This is a genomic window from Streptomyces ambofaciens ATCC 23877 (assembly GCF_001267885.1).
Lineage (GTDB): Bacteria > Actinomycetota > Actinomycetes > Streptomycetales > Streptomycetaceae > Streptomyces > Streptomyces ambofaciens.
Genome location: NZ_CP012382.1, coordinates 4,531,837 through 4,548,542 on the forward strand (window position 1 = coordinate 4,531,837; position 16,706 = coordinate 4,548,542).

Below are 16,706 nucleotides of genomic sequence, written 5' to 3' on the forward strand. Positions count from 1 at the left end.
CCGGCCCGACCGGCGCCGGTGCGCCGGTCAGTGGTCGTCAGTGGTGGGCGTGGACCACGGCGTGGCCCTTGCCCCGGCCGATCATCCACTTGTTGACCGGCGTGGTGATCACGAACGCCACGGCGAACCCGCCGAGCAGTGCCGACCAGAACAGCCCGTCCGACAGGTGCGCGTCCATCGCCCCCGGCGTCAGCGCGATGATGGCGTTGTCCACCAGTTCCATCACCGCGATGGAGACGGTGTCGGCGGCCAGTGCCACTTTGACCGCCGCCTTCAGGGAGACCCCGGCGCGCACCACCGCGACGAGCGTGAAGGAGTAGCCGAAGACGAAGGCCAGGGTGATCGCGAGGATCATCGTCGGCACGTTGCCCCACATCAGGGCGGTGCCGATGACCATGCCGAGGATCTCGCCGACGGCACATCCGGTGAGGCAGTGCAGCGTCGCCCTGACCGCCGTCGCCCAGGTCGCGCCGGGTGCGTCGTGCGGATGCTGTGCGTGGTGCTTGTCGTGGTCCATGTCGTTCCCTTCCTGCCCGGCCGACGGTGCGCGCCGATCGCCGATCGCCGTTCGCCGTTCGCCGTTCGGTCCGTACGGAGCCCGGCGGCCCACGCGATCCGGAACACCATACCCCCCAGGGGTATTCCGGCGATCTCGATCGGTGGCCGTAGGCTCGCTGGACACAGATCGATGACGGCCTACTTGGAGGACCGGTGCCGACACGCCGGCGGATCACCGCACGCAACGCCCGTTTCCAGCAGTGGGAGGCGCTGCTGGGCAACCGGAACAAGCGCACGCGCGCGAAGGAGTTCCTGGTCCAGGGAGTGCGTCCGATCTCCTTGGCGGTGCGGTACGGATGGCCCGTCAAGGCGCTGATCCACGACGACCGGCGGGAGCTGTCGCCGTGGGCGCGGGAGCTGCTGCGCGAGGTCGACGCCGAGCAGGTGGCGATGGCGCCCGAGCTCCTGGCGGAGCTGGGGGAGAAGAACGAGAGCGCGCCGGAGGTCGTCGCCGTCGTCGAGATGCCGGCCGACGACCTGGACCGGCTCCACGTCGACGGCGATTTCCTGGGCGTCGTGTTCGACCGGCCGACGAGTCCGGGGAACATCGGCAGCATCATCCGGTCCGCGGACGCCTTCGGGGCGGGCGGGCTCATCGTGTCCGGGCACGCCGCGGACGTCTACGACCCCAAGTCGGTGCGGGCCAGCACCGGCTCCCTGTTCGCCCTGCCGGCCGTGCGGGTGGGGTCGCCCGGCACCGTCATGGACTGGGTCGCCGCGCGGCGTGCCGAGGGGCGGCCGATCGTGCTGGTCGGCACGGACGAGAAGGGCGAGTGCGAGGTCTTCGACTTCGACTTCACCCAGCCGGTGCTGCTGCTGGTCGGCAACGAGACGTCCGGGCTCAGCAGCGCCTGGCGAGACCTGTGCGACCACACCGTCAGCATCCCGATGACCGGGTCCGCGAGCTCCCTGAACGCCGCCAACGCGGCGACCGCCGTGCTGTACGAGGCGCACCGGCAGCGCCTCGTCGCCGCGAGGCGCGCCTGACGGTCAGAAGGCGGCGAGCCGTGCCAGGCCCCACAGGATGATCAGGTCGAGTGCCATCACACTGATCGACCACAGCGGGTAGTAGGGGATGAACATGAACTGGGTCACGAGGCTGATCGCGGCGGTGGTCAGCCCGGCCGCGCGGCCCCAGCTCATGGACCGCAGCATTCCCACGCCCACGACGACCAGGGCGACGCCCACGACCAGGTGGATCCAGCCCCAGCTGGTGAGGTCGAACCGGTACTCGTAGTGCCGCGGCACCCCGTAGAGACGGTCCTCGGCGATGCCGGTGATGCCCTGGAGGATGCTCAGCACGCCGCTGACGAGCAGCGGCACGCCGAAGTACCGCAGCGGCCCGGCCGCTCGCCCGTCGTCGCGGTCGGGGCCGGTCTCGTGCCGTGCTCCATGGGGCATGTCCACCATGACCTCTCAACCCTTCGTCTTCGCGCGATGGTCACCGCGCCCCACGGCGCGGGCGGGGGGCGGGCGCGTCCGTCACGGTCACAGCGTCACCCCGGCGTGGCCGCGCGGCGACCGCACCGGGGCCGTACGGGGGCCGTACGGGTCTGCTCCGGCGTCCGCGCACGATCGGGGCCGTACGGGTCCTCCTCCGGCGCCCCTGCGCGACCGGCGAGGCCCTTCGCTCCCTCGCTCGGCACCACGCACCGCCTTGCGTGGTGCCACACGGCACCCCATGGCACCCCATGGCACCAAGTGGCACCCATCGGCGCCAGCAGGGACGTACGGACATGCCGATTCGGCCTCCCCCTGAGTTCTGCGTCTCGCATTTCCGCAGGTCAGGGCGATGGTGGCAAAACTTCTCCGATCAGGTGCCATGGCGGCTTGCGTGTGACGCCACGGTGGTGCCATGATGGCGTCATGGACCTCACCCCGTATGTCGACACTCTCCGCCGTGAACTGGCGGTGGCCGCCGAAGCCGGCGGCGAGGACGCCCGTGAGCTGGCCGAGAGGCTCACCGCGCCGCTGGAATCGGCGACTCGGCTGACCATGCTCCACGTGCTCTCCGCCGCGATGGACGAGATCACCCGTGAACTCGCTCCCGGCTCGGTCGACGTACGGCTGCGCGGACTGGACCCCGACTTCGTGGTGACGCCGCCGCCCACCGAAGGCGGCGCCCCCGTGGAGCCGGCCGTGCCCGCGGAACCGCTCAGGGCGCCGGCGGCTCCCGCCGACGGCGACGAGGGCGGCACCGCCCGCGTGAACCTGCGCCTCCCGGCCCACCTCAAGACGCGCGCCGAGGAGGCCGCGAGCCGCGAAGGACTGTCGGTCAACGCGTGGCTGGTACGCGCCGTGTCGGCCGCGGTCGAGGGCGGCGCCGGGCCCCGCACGACGGAGAAGGCCCACACCGTCGGGCAGAGCTTCACGGGCTGGGTGCGCTAGGGCGCGCGGTCCGCACCTCGAAGACGCACAGCATCGCACCACGTCCCACCAGCGGGGACGCTCCCAGGACTCACGAGGACGGTACAGCCATGCCTTCGTTCGACACTCCCGAACCGATCGCGGTCAACGCCCACGTGGGCGCGGGTTCCATCCGTTTCACCGCGGGCGACCGACTCGACACCGTCGTCGAGGTGCGGCCGGGCGACCCCGGCCGGGACAAGGACGTGCGGGCCGCCGAGCAGACCCGGATCGACTTCGCGGGCGGCGTCCTCACGATCAGCACGAAGGACCGCCGGATCATCGGGCCGACCGGCGTCGTCGACGTGACGGTGGAGCTGCCCGAGGGCTCGGACATCGACACGACCGGCTCCTGGACCCAGGTGCTCGGTGAGGGTCCCCTCGGTGAGGTCCGGGTGAAGACCTCGGGCGGCGACGTCCGCCTGGACACGACCGGTCCGCTCCGGCTCGCCGCCTCCCACGGCTCGGTCACCGTGGACCGGGTGGAGGGTACCGCCGAGATCACCACCAGCTCCGGCAGCGTGCGCGTCGGGCTGGTGGAGGGCTCAGCGGACCTGAAGAACTCGCACGGCTCCACGACCGTCGGCGCCGCGCTGGGCGACCTGCGGGTGAGCCACGCCAACGGCGACATCAACATCACCCGCGCCGAGGGCTCGCTCACCGCCACCACCGCCCACGGCACGCTGCGGGTGGGTGAGGTGGCACGCGGCGAGGTGCGGCTGGAGACCTCCTACGGCGCCATCGAGGTCGGCATCCGCGAGGGCACGGCCGCCTGGCTCGACGCGCACTCGGACGCCGGGCGGGTGCGCAACACGCTCACCGCGTCCGACAACCCCGGGGAGAGCGAGGACACCGTCAAGATCCGTGCCCGCACGCGGTACGGCAACATCGACGTCCACCGCGCCAAGGTCTGACGGACCCGCCCACGGACCACCCCCCGCTCCCCGCGCTTCACCCCCGTTATCTTTTTCGCGGTCCTGCAAGAGGGCCGCTGGCCTCCGGGCCCGGCATGACTGTTGCCCCCTGTCGATGGGATGACCTGGGGGGTGGTGTCACCGGGTCCGAGGGGTACCGTCGGAGACGCTGATCAGAGGTCCGACCACCGTCCGGCCGGGCGCAATGCCAGGCCGCTCGCGGGCGGCAGGTCTGCATAACGTGGATGCGCGAGAACGGCTCCCGACCTTGAGGCCGGCACGCATCGACACATGTGGGGGCACGGTGATCAGCATCGACGGGGTGGGCGTCTTCCTGGGCCTGGACGTCGGCAAGCAGACGCATCACGGCCACGGCCTGACCCCGGCCGGGAAGAAGGTGTTCGACAAGCAGCTGCCGAACAGCGAACCGAAGCTGCGGGCTGTCTTCGACAAGCTCACGGCCAAGTTCGGCACCGTCCTGGTGATCGTGGACCAGCCCGCCTCCATCGGCGCCCTCCCACTGACCGTCGCCCGGGACGCCGGCTGCCAGGTCGCCTACCTGCCCGGACTGGCGATGCGCCGGATCGCCGACCTCTACCCGGGCGAGGCCAAGACCGACGCGAAGGACGCCGCGGTCATTGCGGACGCTGCCCGCACCATGCCCCACACCCTGCGCACCCTCGACCTGACCGATGAGGTCACCGCGGAGCTGACCATGCTGGTCGGCTTCGACCAGGACCTCGCAGGCGAGGCCAACCGCACCTCCAACCGCATCCGCGGCCTGCTCACCCAGTTCCACCCCAGCCTGGAGCGCGTCCTCGGCCCGCGCCTGGACCATCCGGCAGTGACCTGGCTCCTCGAGCGTTACGGATCCCCGCAAGCACTCCGCAAAGCGGGCCGCCGCAAGCTGGTCGAGGTCGTCCGCCCGAGAGCCCCGCGCATGGCCGAGCGGCTGGTCGACGACACCTTCACCGCACTCGACGAGCAGACCGTCGTCGTCCCGGGCACCGGCACCCTCGACGTGATCGTCCCGTCGCTGGCGAAGTCGCTGGCCGCCGTTCACGAACAACGCCGGGCCCTGGAAACGCGGATTGAGGCACTGCTGGAGGCCCACCCTCTTTCCCAGGTCCTGACCTCGATGCCCGGCATCGGCGTCAGGACCGCCGCAGTCCTCCTGGCCACCGTCGGCGACGGCAGCAGCTTTCCCACCGCCGCCCACCTGGCCTCCTACGCCGGCCTCGCCCCGGTAACCCGGCAGTCCGGCACGTCGATCCACGGCGAGCACGCCCCCAGAGGCGGCAACCGGCAGCTGAAACGAGCGATGTTCCTCTCCGCGTTCGCAGCCCTCCACGACCCCGCCTCCCGCACCTACTACGACCGCTGCCGAGCCCGCGGCAAAACCCACACCCAGGCCCTCCTCCGCCTCGCCCGCCATCGCATCAGCGTCCTGTTCGCCCTGCTCCGCGACGGAACCTTCTACGAGCCGAGGAGCCCTCGACTCGCTTGACGAAGGACATAGAGGCACCCCCCAACGCTCCTCCCGATCACCCGTCCCGGTCTCCCGGTCTCCCGGTCATCCCACTCCTCGAAGGGGAGGGCTCCATGCCTTCATCTGTCATGCCCACGCCCAGGCAGGGGAACGGTCACCCCCCGTCGCCCGCCGCCGTCTCCGCCGTCGGTCTGCGTAAGTCGTACGGGGACAAGACCGTCCTCGACGGCATCGACCTGCACATCCCCGCCGGAACCGTCTTCGCGCTGCTCGGCCCGAACGGCGCCGGCAAGACCACGGCGGTGAAGATCCTCTCCACCCTCGTCACGGCCGACGGCGGACAGGCCCGGGTCGCGGGCCACGACATCGCCACCGAGCCGCAGGCCGTTCGCGCCGCGATCGGCGTCACCGGGCAGTTCTCCGCCGTCGACGGCCTGATCACCGGCGAGGAGAACATGCTCCTCATGGCCGACCTGCACCACCTGCCCAGGGCCGAGGGGCGCCGGGTGACCGCCGGACTGCTGGAGCGGTTCGACCTCGTGGACGCCGCCAAGAGGCCCGCCTCCACCTACTCCGGCGGCATGAAGCGCCGTCTCGACATCGCGATGACCCTGGTCGGGGACCCGCGGATCATCTTCCTCGACGAGCCGACCACCGGCCTCGACCCCCGCAGCCGCCACACCATGTGGGGCATCATCCGCGAGCTGGTCACGGGCGGGGTGACGGTCTTCCTGACCACGCAGTACCTGGAGGAGGCCGACGAACTCGCCGACCGCATCGCCGTGCTGAACGACGGCAGGATCGCCGCGGAGGGCAGCGCCGAGGAGCTGAAGCGGCAGATCCCCGGCGGTCACGTGCGACTGCGTTTCTCCGACCCGGCCGCCTACCGGTCCGCCGCCACCGCGCTGCGCGAGGTCACCCGGGACGACGAGGCGCTCACGCTGCAGATCCCGTCCGGCGGCACCCAGCGCGAACTGCGCTCCCTCCTCGACTGGCTCGACGCCGCCGGTGTCGAGGCCGACGAGCTGACCGTGCACACCCCCGACCTCGACGACGTGTTCTTCGCCCTGACCGGCCCCACCGACCAGCCCGAGGAGACCGTCCGATGAACGCCGTCACGGCCGCCGCCCGCCCGAGCAGGCTCTCCCTCGCCGTGCGCGACTCCGGCACGATGCTGCGCCGCAATCTCCTGCACGCCCGGCGCTACCCGTCCTTGACGCTGAACCTGCTGCTCACGCCGGTCGTACTCCTGCTGCTCTTCGTCTACATCTTCGGCGACGTGATGAGCGCGGGGATCGGAGACGGCGGCGCCGACCGGTCCGAGTACATCGCCTACCTGGTGCCGGGTCTGCTGCTGATGACCATCGGCTCGACCACCATCGGCACCGCGGTCTCCGTCGCCATGGACATGAGCGAGGGCATCATCGCCCGGTTCCGCACGATGGCCATCCATCGCGGGTCGGTGCTCATCGGGCACGTCGTCGGCAGCGTCCTGCAGTCGATGGCGAGCGCGGTCTTCGTCGGCGCCGTCGCCGTGGCCATCGGCTTCCGCTCGACGGACGCCACCGCCCTGGAGTGGCTCGCGGCGCTGGGGCTGCTGGCGTCCGTCACTCTGGCGCTCACCTGGATCGCGGTCGGCATGGGCCTGGTCAGTCCGAACGCCGAGGCCGCAAGCAACAACGCGATGCCGCTGATCTTCCTCCCGTTCATCTCCAGCGCCTTCGTGCCGGTGGACGCGATGCCGGGATGGTTCCAGCCGATCGCCGAGTACCAGCCGTTCACCCCGGCCATCGAGACCCTGCGCGGACTGCTGCTCGGCACCGAGATCGGCCACAACGGCTGGCTCGCGGCCGCCTGGTGCCTGCTCCTCACCGGCCTCGGCTACCTCTGGGCGAGGGCGACCTTCGACCGCGACCCGAAGTAACCCGGACCGCCGGCGGGCCTCGTCCGCCCGGCGCCCGCACCCGTCCCACCGGGGCGGCGTACACCGACACCGCGTCGGTGTACGCCGCCCCGTTCGTGTGCCCGGTGCCATGGCGCTGACCTGGGAAGAGAAGCCACCGGCCCGGGCTGTGGCGCCACTGTGGTGCATGATGGCGACGCCTGGCGCCAAAAGGAGTCGTAATGGCGCCATGTGTGTGCCATCATGGTGTCAGCGCGAAAGCCTGCCGGCCGTGAGGCCGGGGCGCGTTCGCGGAGGGGACCGAAAACAGGGGGCGGGATCATGGACACAGCGCGGAACCGGCGACAGGCGGCACCCGGCACCTGCACCGCCTTCGCACGCTTCGTGCTCTGCGGCGGCGGGGTGGGACTCGCCTCCAGCTTCGCCGTGGCGGCCCTCGCCTCCTGGCTGCCGTGGGCCCTGGCCAACGCCCTGGTCACCGCGGGCTCCACGCTCCTCGCCACCGAGCTGCACGCCCGCTTCACCTTCGGCGCGGGCCGCAGCGCGACCTGGCGCGAGCACGCGCAGTCGGCCGGCTCGGCGGCGGCGGCGTACGCGGTCACCTGCGCGGCCGTGTTCGGCCTGCACTGCATGGTGGCGACGTCCGGTCCGGTGCTGGAGCAGGCCGTCTACCTGTCCGCCTCCGCCCTCGCCGGCGTCGCGCGGTTCGCGCTCCTGCGCCTGGTGGTCTTCGCGCGCACCCGGTCGCGGGCTTCGGGCGCCGAGGACCGCGCACCGGCCGAGGCGGCGGCCCGGCCCGCGGTGTCCGGCGCCGAGCGCCCGCACGGGGCACGTCGAGGGGCCTTGGTGCCGTACGGCACCAAGGCCCCGAAGGAACTGCAACACCATCTGCCGGCCCTAGTACTGCGCCGGCCTTCTGTTTCCGCACGGCCGCCCGGTACTGCTGCGGGGGTGCGGGGATCGCGAATGCGTGACCGGAGACCACCTGCCTGTCGATGTCCTGCGGTACCCGGGCTTCGTGCCTTCCGCCCGGGCGATCCTGATGGCGCTCGATCCTCCGTTCTTCCCTCTGAATCAATTGCCTGCGGGACCGGGTCCCGCTCGTACCACGGTGCTGCTGGCGGCGGCCCCTCATCACTGCGGGCCACCCGGTCCGGTCGTCAGCCCCGTCGCCGTCCTGCGACAACCCTGGCTTCGAGACTCCACCACCGGACCGTCATGCGGGTACTGCTGCCCGGCAGTTCGTGTCTGCCGGGCCTCGCTCGATCTCGACTACGAGAGAAACCATAACCACGACGCCAGCGAATGTCTACTCCAGCGAGTACAGGTTTGGTGCGCTCGTCGATGAGGTATCCCTTGGGTGATCGGGGAGAGTCGTCGGACTGGCGCGGCACGCTTCCCGGCGCAACGGCCAGGGCCCCACCGGCGATCCGGTGGGGCCCTGACGTTTCCGCTCGGCTCAGGCGGCTGTGGCGGCCGGTGGAGCGAGGGGACCGATGAGGTCGGCGATGTCCCGCAGGCGGATCCGGTCCGTGTATCCGGAGCTGTCCCGCACGGCCGTGAGACGGACTCCGTGGACCAGGCCGGTGCACAGGCCGTCCTCGTCGCGAACGACCAGATGCCCCGCACGTGCGGCGGTCATCACGGACAGCGCCACTTCCACGGTCATGTCCTCCCACACCTGGGGTCCGCCCGCGTCCGCGGGGTCGGCCGCGCTGCCGTGCGCGGGGTGGGTGCGAGCCGTGCGGAACTGCGTCTGGACCAGCGTCAAAGGGTGCCTCCTGCGGAGATGGGCCGGCTTCCTGATCACGAGGGGTTATGCCGCCCCACCGAGGGCGGACCGCCCTGCGGCTGCGCGGCGGGTGGCCGAGGCGGGACGGCGCCGGCCGCGTGAGGTGGAGCCGCGCTTCTTGGGGCGCTCGGCCACGGGTGCGGTGATGACGACGGGGATGCCGGAGGGTGCCTGGGCGCCGGTGATGCGGTGGAGGTCCTCGGTGCCCGCGCGGACCTGGGTGGTCTGCGGGACGATGCCCGCGGTGGCCATGAGGCGGGTCATGCCGCGGCGCTGGTTGGGGGTGACCAGGGTGACGACGCTGCCGGACTCGCCGGCGCGGGCGGTGCGGCCGCCGCGGTGGAGGTAGTCCTTGTGGTCGGTGGGCGGGTCGACGTTGACGACGAGGTCGAGGCTGTCGACGTGGATGCCGCGGGCCGCGACGTTGGTCGCCACCAGCACGCTCACGTGTCCGTCCTTGAACTGGGTGAGGGTGCGGGTGCGCTGCGGCTGGGACTTGCCTCCGTGCAGGGCGGCGGCCCGTACCCCGCTGTTGAGGAGGTGCTCGGTGAGGCGGTCGACGGCGTGCTTGGTGTCCAGGAACATCAGCACCCGGCCGTCGCGTGCGGCGATCTCGGTGGTGGCCGCGTGCTTGTCGGCGCCGTGGACGTGGAGCACGTGGTGCTCCATGGTCGTGACGGCGCCGGCCGAGGGGTCGACGGAGTGGACGACGGGGTCGCTGAGGTAGCGGCGCACGAGCAGGTCGACGTTGCGGTCCAGGGTGGCGGAGAACAGCATGCGCTGGCCTTCGGGGCGGACCTGGTCGAGCAGGGCGGTGACCTGCGGCATGAAGCCCATGTCGGCCATCTGGTCGGCCTCGTCCAGGACGGTGACGGCGACCTGGTCCAGGCGGCAGTCGCCGCGGGTGATGAGGTCCTTGAGACGCCCGGGGGTGGCGACGACGATCTCGGCCCCGCCGCGCAGCGCGCTCGCCTGCCGGCCGATGGGCATCCCGCCCACCACGGTGGCCAGGCGCAGCTTCACCGAGCGGGCGTAGGGGGTGAGGGCGTCGGTGACCTGCTGGGCCAGCTCACGGGTGGGTACGAGCACCAGCCCCAGCGGCTGCCGGGCCTCGGCGCGCCGTCCGGCCGTGCGGGCCAGCAGGGCCAGCCCGAAGGCCAGGGTCTTGCCGGAACCGGTGCGCCCGCGGCCGAGGACGTCGCGGCCGGCGAGGGAGTTCGGCAGGGTGGCGGACTGGATCGGGAAGGGGACCGCCACGCCCTGCGAGCCGAGCGCGGCCAGCAGTTCCCGGGGCATGTCGAGATCGGCGAAGGCCTCCGTGGAGGGCAGCGCGGGGGTGATCGTCTCGGGGAGGGCGAACTCGCCCTGCATCGCGGCGGGCCGGCGGCCGTGACCGGCGGAGCGGCTCGGTCCGCCGGAGCGGCGCGGGGCGGGCGAGCCGAAGCGGCTGTTGCCCCTGGCGGAGTCGCCGCCGTTGTTACGGGTGCGGGCGAAACGGTCGTTCGTACGTGTGCGGTTCATGCGGAACCTTCCTCGACGCGGCGCATATCAAGGAATTCCCGCAGCGGAAAGCAGCACGGAGAACTGCAAGAAAGGCCGGTGGGCGCGACCACGGAACTGGCCGGCGAAAAAAATGGGGCGGGCGCAGACGCTGAATGAGTGGCGCGACGTGGATGCGGTGTCCGGCGTCCACGAGAATGCATCGAGGGAGGCGTCTGCCGTGTGAGAAAACCTGCGGAAAAAGCGAGCAGCCGGGGCCCGCACCCCGAAGGATGCGGGCCCCGGCTACGAAGTACGCGTCAGCGTCAGGCGGGAACGATGTTCTCGGCCGTCGGGCCCTTCTGGCCCTGCGCGATGTCGAAGTTCACCTTCTGGCCTTCGAGGAGCTCGCGGAAGCCCTGGGCGGCGATGTTCGAGTAGTGGGCGAACACGTCGGCGCCGCCACCGTCCTGCTCGATGAAGCCGAAGCCCTTTTCCGCGTTGAACCACTTCACGGTGCCAGTAGCCATGTCATTTCTCCTTCGGGGCAGTGCGTCGGGGCCCGCACTGTGCGGACTCCGTGTCGCTGCGATGATCACCCCGCCCGGAAAAAGACCGGACATACAAAAGCGCTTCCGTCGGCACAGAGGCCGGGCGGAGGGCGCTTGAAGTTCGGGAACCACAACTGCAACTGAGATCGACAGTAGCACGGCGCAGCGGCCCGTGTGGGCTGAGAAAATCCATTTCGTTTACTGCGGCAGAGAATCTGTCTGCGCGTTCCGTTTGAATCTCGACCCGCGACAACAGGTATTGCTCCAGCCGGAGCGCAGCGTTTCGGTGGGTACGCGGCGCACATGGCGGGTGTGGCAGGCGGGTGGGGGTCACTCACCGGTCGTCCTGGCCACCAGCGCGCCGTACGTCAGCTGAAGGGCGTCCGCGCCGGCCAGCGCGGTGAGCGCCCCCATGGCGGTGCGGGTGGCGCGCGGCCACAGCAGCTGTCCGGCGGTGAGGGTCGAGGCCACCCAGACGCTCATGCAGAACGGGCACGTCACCAGCTCGCCGACCGTGTCCTTGGCGCCCTCGGAGCGCGCCTCCTCGTGCAGCTCGGCCGGCCCCTGCGGGCCCTGGAAGGTGGTGAACGGGGCCCTCAGCGGGCTGGTCACCGAGGCCTTGCTCAGCAGCCGGCTCAGCCGGAAGGTGGCCACCGCGGTCAGTGCCACGTCCCAGGGCACGGGCCGGTCCGGCAGGGGACGGCCGCGCACCTTGACCGCCGTCACCCACCCGGCTGTGTACACGCCGAAAGCGGTCATGGCCGCCAGGTAACCGCGTAGCGGACGGGCCTCCCCCGCCGCGTACGTGTGCTCGGTGTGCCGCAGTCGTCGCCGCAGACGCTCCGCGAAACGGCCGTCAGACGCCGCGCTCATGACCGTCGTCCCCCTCCGCCCGCCCGGCCCACGGGGAGCGCTCGCCCGTGCCCGGTGAGCATGTCGATCGCCGCGTCCGCCCTGGAATCACGCTCCAGGGCGTCGAGCGGCCACAGCATCCGGTTCCGCCCCGTACGGCGACGACCTGGCTTTTCGCTCATGCGCGGTGGGTCCCCCGGGGAGCAGGGGGCAAACGAACGGTCCAGGACTCCAGGAAGCCCGGGGTCGTCCTGCCCCGGCCGAATGCCCCGTTGAGGCAGGATTGATGCCATGCGGACCCGACCTGTGCTGGTGTATGACGGTGACTGCCGTTTCTGTACGACGTCAGTCACCTTCCTCGAACGCCTGCTGCGACCCGACTGCTCCCTCACCCCGTGGCAGTTCGCGGACCTGGCCTCTCTCGGTACCGCTCAGCGGCGGGCCGAGTACGAGGCGCTGTGGATCACCCCCACCGGAGCCGTGTACGGCGGTGCGCAGGCCTTCGCGAGGCTGTTGCTGCGCGCAGGGAAGGGGTGGGCCGTTCTCGGTGCCCTGCTCACTCTGCCGCCGTTTCGCTGGGTCGCGCACGGCGTCTACAGGATCGTCGCGGACCACCGTGACCGCCTGCCGGGCGGGACCGCGGCCTGTGCCCTTCCCGCAGGCCGCCGCTGACGGCGGAGCCGAGGGCGGGCCGGGGCCACCCGGCCCGCCCTTCCGCCCGCCGTCACCGTAGCTTCAGACCGGGGGCCTCGGGCCCGGCCTGCGGCAGCACGGGCCCGCCCGCCGCTTCCTCGCGGGGCCGCGGCAGCCGTACGCCGAGCCGTCGCGCCGTACGTCGTCCCAGGCGGGGCAGCGAGGTGTAGAAGCGGTCGGGCAGGAACACGGCATCCGCGATGATCATGGCGCCGGAGAAGACCGGCAGTCCCAGCAGGACCGCGATGCCGGCGTGCATGCCCAGCAGGAGTGCGAGGACGGGGTACTTGAGCCGGCCGAACAGCACGAACGGGAAGGCGACCTGAGTGAGAACGGTCAGGTAGGTGATGGCCGCGATCGCGAGGGGGTACTGGTCCAGGAAGTGGGAGAGCGCGGGCCAGGGCTGGAAGAGCTCCAGGTGCAGGACGTAGTGGAGTGCCGTGCCGTCGGCCCAGTACGAGCCCTGGACCTTGTACAGGCCGGCGGACCCGTAGAGGAAGCAGACCTGCGCCGCGATGACGAACACGCCGCAGTTGTGCACCACGGTGGTCAAGGTGGCGCGGGCGTCCCGGAGTTGCCGTGCGGTCGGGCCGGGGCCCTTCACCCGCATCGTCGTACCGGCCGCGCGAGCCGCCTTGCGCCGCTCTCGGCGTGCGTCGAGGGACCAGCGCCGGCCGCACGCGGTGAGTACGAGGTAGAGCGACATCAGCAGGACCAGGTTGTCACCCCCGTCCGTCATGAAGATCGACCGGGCGTGGAACGACGTCACCACGACGGCGAACAGGAGGGACGTGGCCCGGGTCCGCCAGCCGAGCAGGAACAGCGCGGACGTCACCAGAGCCACCCCGTAGCACAGCTCGAAGTAGGCGCGGCTGTCCGACAGGAGCAGGAAGCTCCACCAGCCCGTCTGGTCGAAGAGCCGCGCGGCCAGCGCGGGTGTCCACGGGGAGCCGGGCCCCCAGATCTCGTGACGGTGCGGGAACTCGCGGAGCAGGAAGACCAGGTAGAGGAGCCCGTAGCCGATCCGCAGCACCGCCGTGGCGTACAGGGAGACCGGCCGGCCGGTGACGAGCGCGAGTGCCGCGGCGGGGAGCTCGCGCATCTGCTCACTTCGCATGGGACGTCACCTTCCACCAGGGCAGGAGCCGGTTCTCGACGGGTTTCGGCGGGTTGCCGGCGGCGTCGCTGCCGGGTGCCGCGACGGGGAGCGTGACGACGCGGAGCTGGACGAAGTCGATGTCGCGGCCGCGGTCGCCGCGGTGCTCGGCGATGCGGCCGGCGGCGATGTTGCTCACGTACTTCTGGATCATCACGGCCCGTTCCGAGCGTGCCGTGTCGTCCTTCCCGTGTGTCTCGGCGTAGGAGGCCCAGGCCCGGCGCAGCAGGTTCTGTGCCGTGTGGCTGGGAAACGCCTGGTGTTCGACGGCCTCGCTGTCCACCGCCGACAGGTCGAACCAGGGACTGACCCGCATCGACCCCTGGGGGCCGGCCTGCGCGGTCCTCGCCAGGACCTGCCGGTTGACGGAGTCGGGATTGGGCGCGAAGAGCCGCCAGTTCTGTTCGAAGAGGGGGTAGACCCATGCGTCGATCTGCTGGCTGTACCGCCTGGAGGCGGGGTTGGGCGGTGCCACGTGGAGGAAGACGAGGACGATGTGGACCAGCGTCACGGCCAGGCAGAGGAAGACGGTCGTATGCAGGACCGTTTTCAGGAGGCGCACGCCCAAGGACCGTGTTCCGGGCGCGCCCGGTGCGCCGTGGCCTTTCCGCGGCGGACCGGAGCCGGACTGCTCGCTTTCCCGTACAACCGCTGATTCGATTCGGCTGGACACCGCCCACCTTGCCTTCATGTCTGCTGCCCGCGATCGGTATTTCATCTGGAAACGCACCCGACGGCGCGCGGCGGAATCGGTGTGATTCCGCCGCGCGCCGCCATCGGGGAAGGGGACTCGTCGCAGTCCGAAAGGCCGCCTAGTCCTTGGCGTCGCCGTGTTCCTCGGTCTTCGGCGCGTCGCCGTAGCCGTAACTGCCCGGGAACTCGTCGGGTCCCATGCCGTAGCCGTGGTCCGGCTTGCCGGGCCCGCCCTCGTGGCCCTTGCCGGGCTTGCCGCCCTCGTCGTGGCCGTCCCCGTGGCCGCCCTCGGGCTTGCCGTCGTGACCGTGCCCGTGGCCGGGTCCACCGGGCTTGCCGTCGTGGCCACCGGTGGCGTTGCCGGAGGTGTTGCCCGAGGTGTTTCCGGCGGTGACGTTGTTCCCACCGGTGTTCCCGGCGGTGTTGCCGGCCGTGTTGCCGGAGGTGTTGCCGGAGGTGGTCCCCACGGTGCCGCCGCCGGTGACGAGCGGTCCTCCCAGCAGACCGCCGCCGATCAGACCCACGGTGGTGCCGGTCGTCGTACCGGTGGTGGTGCCGACCGTCGTGCCGGTCGTCGTGCCGGTCGTCGTGCCGGTGGTGGTCCCGGCGGTGGTGCCGGACGTGGCGGCCGAGCAGTTGCCGGGGAAGATCCGGTTGTTGTCGAGCGTCACCGCGGCGTCGCGTGCGAGAGCCCGGCCCTCGATGTTCGTCCCCGTGTTCACGCTGATCGAGGTCAGAGCCATGAGCGTGCCCACGAACGTGGAGTCGGTTCCCAGGGTGGCCGAACTCCCGATCTGCCAGTACACGTTGCACGCCGAGGCGCCGTTCGTGAGCAGCACCCTGCTGGACGATGCCGTCGTGAGGGCCTCGGGGATCTGGAACACCCAGACGGCGTTCGGGTTCCCGCCGGCGTTCAGGACCAGGTCACCGGTGAGTCCGACACCGGACGAGGCGGTGTAGACGCCCGGGAGCAGGGTCTGGCCGGCACCGATTCCCGCCGCGAGGGCGAAGTCCGTGGCCTGGCCGGCCGCTTGGTTGTAGGCGGTGACGAGGTCGCTCTTGGCGTTGTTCGCCACCTGGTCCGCCGCGTGAACGGCACCGAGCACCTGGCCCGGCGGGAACCCCGTGATGGCCGTTCCCGGACTGACTCCGAGGTCCTGACTGAGCAGTGAGGGGCCGGTGTTGGTGACCTCGGAACCTGCCAGGACCGAGAAACTGGCAGCCGTACCCAGGGGTACGGGTGTGGCGATCGCCTGCGCCGGCGTCGGCACGACGGCGACCATCACAGCGGCAACCGTCGCGGCGAGGCCCGTGGTCAGCCATCCGGTCGCAGCGCGGTATCTGGCTGCCTTGGGAATTTTCAGCTTCATTCGAGAGGCCATTTCCTGTGGAGGGGCCGTGGGCTGCCGGGAAATGTCTCTTGCCCGGGGAGCCTTGAGAATGCGTGGAATATTACGCAGAAATGTGCATGGGTGGCATTGATTACAGGCGCGTCGTGAGCGGTTGAAGATTCGGCACTCGAATGCACGCAATTTCATGCTCAATTCATACGTACGATGAGATGAGGCGGTCGCCCCGGCGCTTCACGCCGCGGACCGGCTCGTGGCGGGCCGACGGCGCGGACGGGCGATCGGGCGTCGGCCGATGCCCCGCGCCCGCCACCGGGACGGCTCACGGGGCCCCGCGTGCCCTCCGATTCGACCAAAAGAGATAAAGGTCTAAAATCGGAACAAAGTGCTGCGTAGGCCTCGTGAGGGAGATACGTCCCGATGACTGAGAACACCGACGTACGGCGCGAGGGAGCGCCCGGTTCCCGTGGCCGGACGACCATCGCCGATGTAGTGGTGGCGAAGATCGCCGGAATGGCGGCGCGGGACGTGCCCGGCGTCCATGCGCTGGGCAGCGGACCCGCCCGCTCGATGGGAACCGTGCGGGAACGGATACCTGGTGCCGGAAGCGGCAGATCCGCCACGCGCGGGGTCGGTGTCGAGGTCGGAGAGCGGCAGGCGGCCGTCGACCTGGAGATCGTCGTCGACTACGGCGCCCCGATCACGGACGTGGCCGGTGCGGTGCGGGAGAACGTGATCTCCGCGGTGGAGCGGATGGCGGGCCGGGAAGTCGTGGAGGTCAACATCATGGTCAGCGACGTGAAGCTGCCCGATGAGGAGGACGAAGGGGACGAGCCACAGCGGCTCCGGTAGCCGGGCGGAGCCGCCGGCG

General features: G+C 71.0%; 17 protein-coding genes and 1 pseudogene. 9 read left to right on the forward strand and 9 right to left on the reverse strand.

What is annotated here, in order from left to right:
- Positions 1-37 precede the first annotated feature (37 nt).
- Positions 38-517, reverse strand: coding sequence for a DUF4396 domain-containing protein (locus SAM23877_RS20225; RefSeq protein WP_053135113.1), 480 nt, complete (start codon positions 515-517; stop codon positions 38-40).
- Positions 518-711: 194 nt separating this feature from the next.
- On the opposite strand from SAM23877_RS20225, the gene SAM23877_RS20230 reads away from it, so the two are divergent.
- On the forward strand, positions 712-1,545 hold the full coding sequence (locus SAM23877_RS20230; RefSeq protein ID WP_053135116.1) for a TrmH family RNA methyltransferase: 834 nt from the start codon (positions 712-714) through the stop codon (positions 1,543-1,545).
- Between the two features lie 3 nt (positions 1,546-1,548).
- On the opposite strand, the gene SAM23877_RS20235 is transcribed toward SAM23877_RS20230, so the two are convergent.
- A complete protein-coding gene (locus tag SAM23877_RS20235) occupies positions 1,549-1,959 on the reverse strand; it encodes a DUF7144 family membrane protein (RefSeq protein WP_063484504.1) in 411 nt (136 codons plus the stop codon).
- A 465-nt stretch (positions 1,960-2,424) separates the two neighbouring features.
- Here SAM23877_RS20235 and SAM23877_RS20240 point away from each other — a divergent pair, with 465 nt between their 5' ends.
- The 6 genes and pseudogenes from SAM23877_RS20240 to SAM23877_RS37635 form a co-directional block, all read left to right on the forward strand.
- Entirely contained in the window at positions 2,425-2,946 is a 522-nt protein-coding gene (locus tag SAM23877_RS20240; RefSeq protein ID WP_053135119.1) for a hypothetical protein, read from the forward strand.
- A gap of 89 nt (positions 2,947-3,035) precedes the next feature.
- Positions 3,036-3,878, forward strand: coding sequence for a DUF4097 family beta strand repeat-containing protein (locus tag SAM23877_RS20245; RefSeq protein ID WP_053135122.1), 843 nt, complete (start codon positions 3,036-3,038; stop codon positions 3,876-3,878).
- Between the two features lie 304 nt (positions 3,879-4,182).
- A complete protein-coding gene (locus SAM23877_RS20250; protein ID WP_053126455.1) occupies positions 4,183-5,385 on the forward strand; it encodes an IS110-like element ISSam1 family transposase in 1,203 nt (400 codons plus the stop codon).
- Positions 5,386-5,495: 110 nt separating this feature from the next.
- Positions 5,496-6,476 carry an ATP-binding cassette domain-containing protein gene (locus tag SAM23877_RS20255; protein ID WP_053135125.1) on the forward strand — a complete coding sequence of 327 codons (981 nt, stop codon included), beginning with the start codon at positions 5,496-5,498 and terminating at the stop codon, positions 6,474-6,476.
- Positions 6,473-7,291 (forward strand): ABC transporter permease, encoded by an 819-nt coding sequence (locus tag SAM23877_RS20260; RefSeq protein WP_053135128.1) that lies wholly within the window; start codon positions 6,473-6,475, stop codon positions 7,289-7,291. The genes SAM23877_RS20255 and SAM23877_RS20260 overlap by 4 nt, the downstream gene beginning before the upstream one ends.
- A gap of 300 nt (positions 7,292-7,591) precedes the next feature.
- A pseudogene (locus SAM23877_RS37635) lies at positions 7,592-8,071 on the forward strand (hypothetical protein); the annotation flags it as partial.
- Positions 8,072-8,729: 658 nt separating this feature from the next.
- On the opposite strand, the gene SAM23877_RS20265 reads toward SAM23877_RS37635, so the two are convergent.
- From SAM23877_RS20265 to SAM23877_RS20280, 4 genes are all read right to left on the reverse strand, one after another.
- The gene (locus SAM23877_RS20265) at positions 8,730-9,041 is read right to left on the reverse strand and encodes a CBS domain-containing protein (RefSeq protein ID WP_053135131.1); all 312 of its coding nucleotides are present in this window, start codon (positions 9,039-9,041) and stop codon (positions 8,730-8,732) included.
- A 45-nt stretch (positions 9,042-9,086) separates the two neighbouring features.
- Positions 9,087-10,583 carry a DEAD/DEAH box helicase gene (locus SAM23877_RS20270; RefSeq protein ID WP_053135134.1) on the reverse strand — a complete coding sequence of 499 codons (1,497 nt, stop codon included), beginning with the start codon at positions 10,581-10,583 and terminating at the stop codon, positions 9,087-9,089.
- 284 nt (positions 10,584-10,867) lie between these two features.
- Positions 10,868-11,071: a cold-shock protein gene (locus SAM23877_RS20275; protein WP_042169227.1), complete on the reverse strand. Its 204-nt coding sequence runs from the start codon at positions 11,069-11,071 to the stop codon at positions 10,868-10,870.
- Positions 11,072-11,422: 351 nt separating this feature from the next.
- A complete protein-coding gene (locus SAM23877_RS20280) occupies positions 11,423-11,965 on the reverse strand; it encodes a DUF1360 domain-containing protein (protein ID WP_053135137.1) in 543 nt (180 codons plus the stop codon).
- Positions 11,966-12,235: 270 nt separating this feature from the next.
- Between SAM23877_RS20280 and SAM23877_RS20285 the strand changes: the two genes are divergently transcribed.
- Entirely contained in the window at positions 12,236-12,616 is a 381-nt protein-coding gene (locus SAM23877_RS20285) for a thiol-disulfide oxidoreductase DCC family protein (RefSeq protein ID WP_053135140.1), read from the forward strand.
- A gap of 52 nt (positions 12,617-12,668) precedes the next feature.
- On the opposite strand, the gene SAM23877_RS20290 is transcribed toward SAM23877_RS20285, so the two are convergent.
- The 3 genes from SAM23877_RS20290 to SAM23877_RS20300 form a co-directional block, all read right to left on the reverse strand.
- Positions 12,669-13,754, reverse strand: coding sequence for an HTTM domain-containing protein (locus tag SAM23877_RS20290; RefSeq protein ID WP_053135143.1), 1,086 nt, complete (start codon positions 13,752-13,754; stop codon positions 12,669-12,671).
- Positions 13,744-14,361, reverse strand: coding sequence for a DUF5819 family protein (locus SAM23877_RS20295; protein WP_053135145.1), 618 nt, complete (start codon positions 14,359-14,361; stop codon positions 13,744-13,746). Before SAM23877_RS20295 ends, SAM23877_RS20290 begins: the two co-directional genes overlap by 11 nt.
- 244 nt (positions 14,362-14,605) lie before the next feature.
- Positions 14,606-15,856 (reverse strand): ice-binding family protein, encoded by a 1,251-nt coding sequence (locus tag SAM23877_RS20300; protein ID WP_053135148.1) that lies wholly within the window; start codon positions 15,854-15,856, stop codon positions 14,606-14,608.
- 399 nt (positions 15,857-16,255) lie between these two features.
- On the opposite strand from SAM23877_RS20300, the gene SAM23877_RS20305 reads away from it, so the two are divergent.
- Complete coding sequence (locus tag SAM23877_RS20305) at positions 16,256-16,687, forward strand: Asp23/Gls24 family envelope stress response protein (protein ID WP_053135151.1); 432 nt, start codon at positions 16,256-16,258, stop codon at positions 16,685-16,687.
- Positions 16,688-16,706 lie beyond the last annotated feature (19 nt).

Coding starts and splice junctions, on each gene's coding strand:
- SAM23877_RS20225 (WP_053135113.1), bottom strand. CDS start 517: ATGGACCACGACAAGCACCACGCACAGCATCCGCACGACGCACCCGGC.
- SAM23877_RS20235 (WP_063484504.1), bottom strand. CDS start 1,959: ATGCCCCATGGAGCACGGCACGAGACCGGCCCCGACCGCGACGACGGG.
- SAM23877_RS20240 (WP_053135119.1), top strand. CDS start 2,425: ATGGACCTCACCCCGTATGTCGACACTCTCCGCCGTGAACTGGCGGTG.
- SAM23877_RS20245 (WP_053135122.1), top strand. CDS start 3,036: ATGCCTTCGTTCGACACTCCCGAACCGATCGCGGTCAACGCCCACGTG.
- SAM23877_RS20255 (WP_053135125.1), top strand. CDS start 5,496: ATGCCCACGCCCAGGCAGGGGAACGGTCACCCCCCGTCGCCCGCCGCC.
- SAM23877_RS20260 (WP_053135128.1), top strand. CDS start 6,473: ATGAACGCCGTCACGGCCGCCGCCCGCCCGAGCAGGCTCTCCCTCGCC.
- SAM23877_RS20270 (WP_053135134.1), bottom strand. CDS start 10,583: ATGAACCGCACACGTACGAACGACCGTTTCGCCCGCACCCGTAACAAC.
- SAM23877_RS20275 (WP_042169227.1), bottom strand. CDS start 11,071: ATGGCTACTGGCACCGTGAAGTGGTTCAACGCGGAAAAGGGCTTCGGC.
- SAM23877_RS20280 (WP_053135137.1), bottom strand. CDS start 11,965: ATGAGCGCGGCGTCTGACGGCCGTTTCGCGGAGCGTCTGCGGCGACGA.
- SAM23877_RS20285 (WP_053135140.1), top strand. CDS start 12,236: ATGCGGACCCGACCTGTGCTGGTGTATGACGGTGACTGCCGTTTCTGT.
- SAM23877_RS20290 (WP_053135143.1), bottom strand. CDS start 13,754: ATGCGAAGTGAGCAGATGCGCGAGCTCCCCGCCGCGGCACTCGCGCTC.
- SAM23877_RS20300 (WP_053135148.1), bottom strand. CDS start 15,856: ATGAAGCTGAAAATTCCCAAGGCAGCCAGATACCGCGCTGCGACCGGA.
- SAM23877_RS20305 (WP_053135151.1), top strand. CDS start 16,256: ATGACTGAGAACACCGACGTACGGCGCGAGGGAGCGCCCGGTTCCCGT.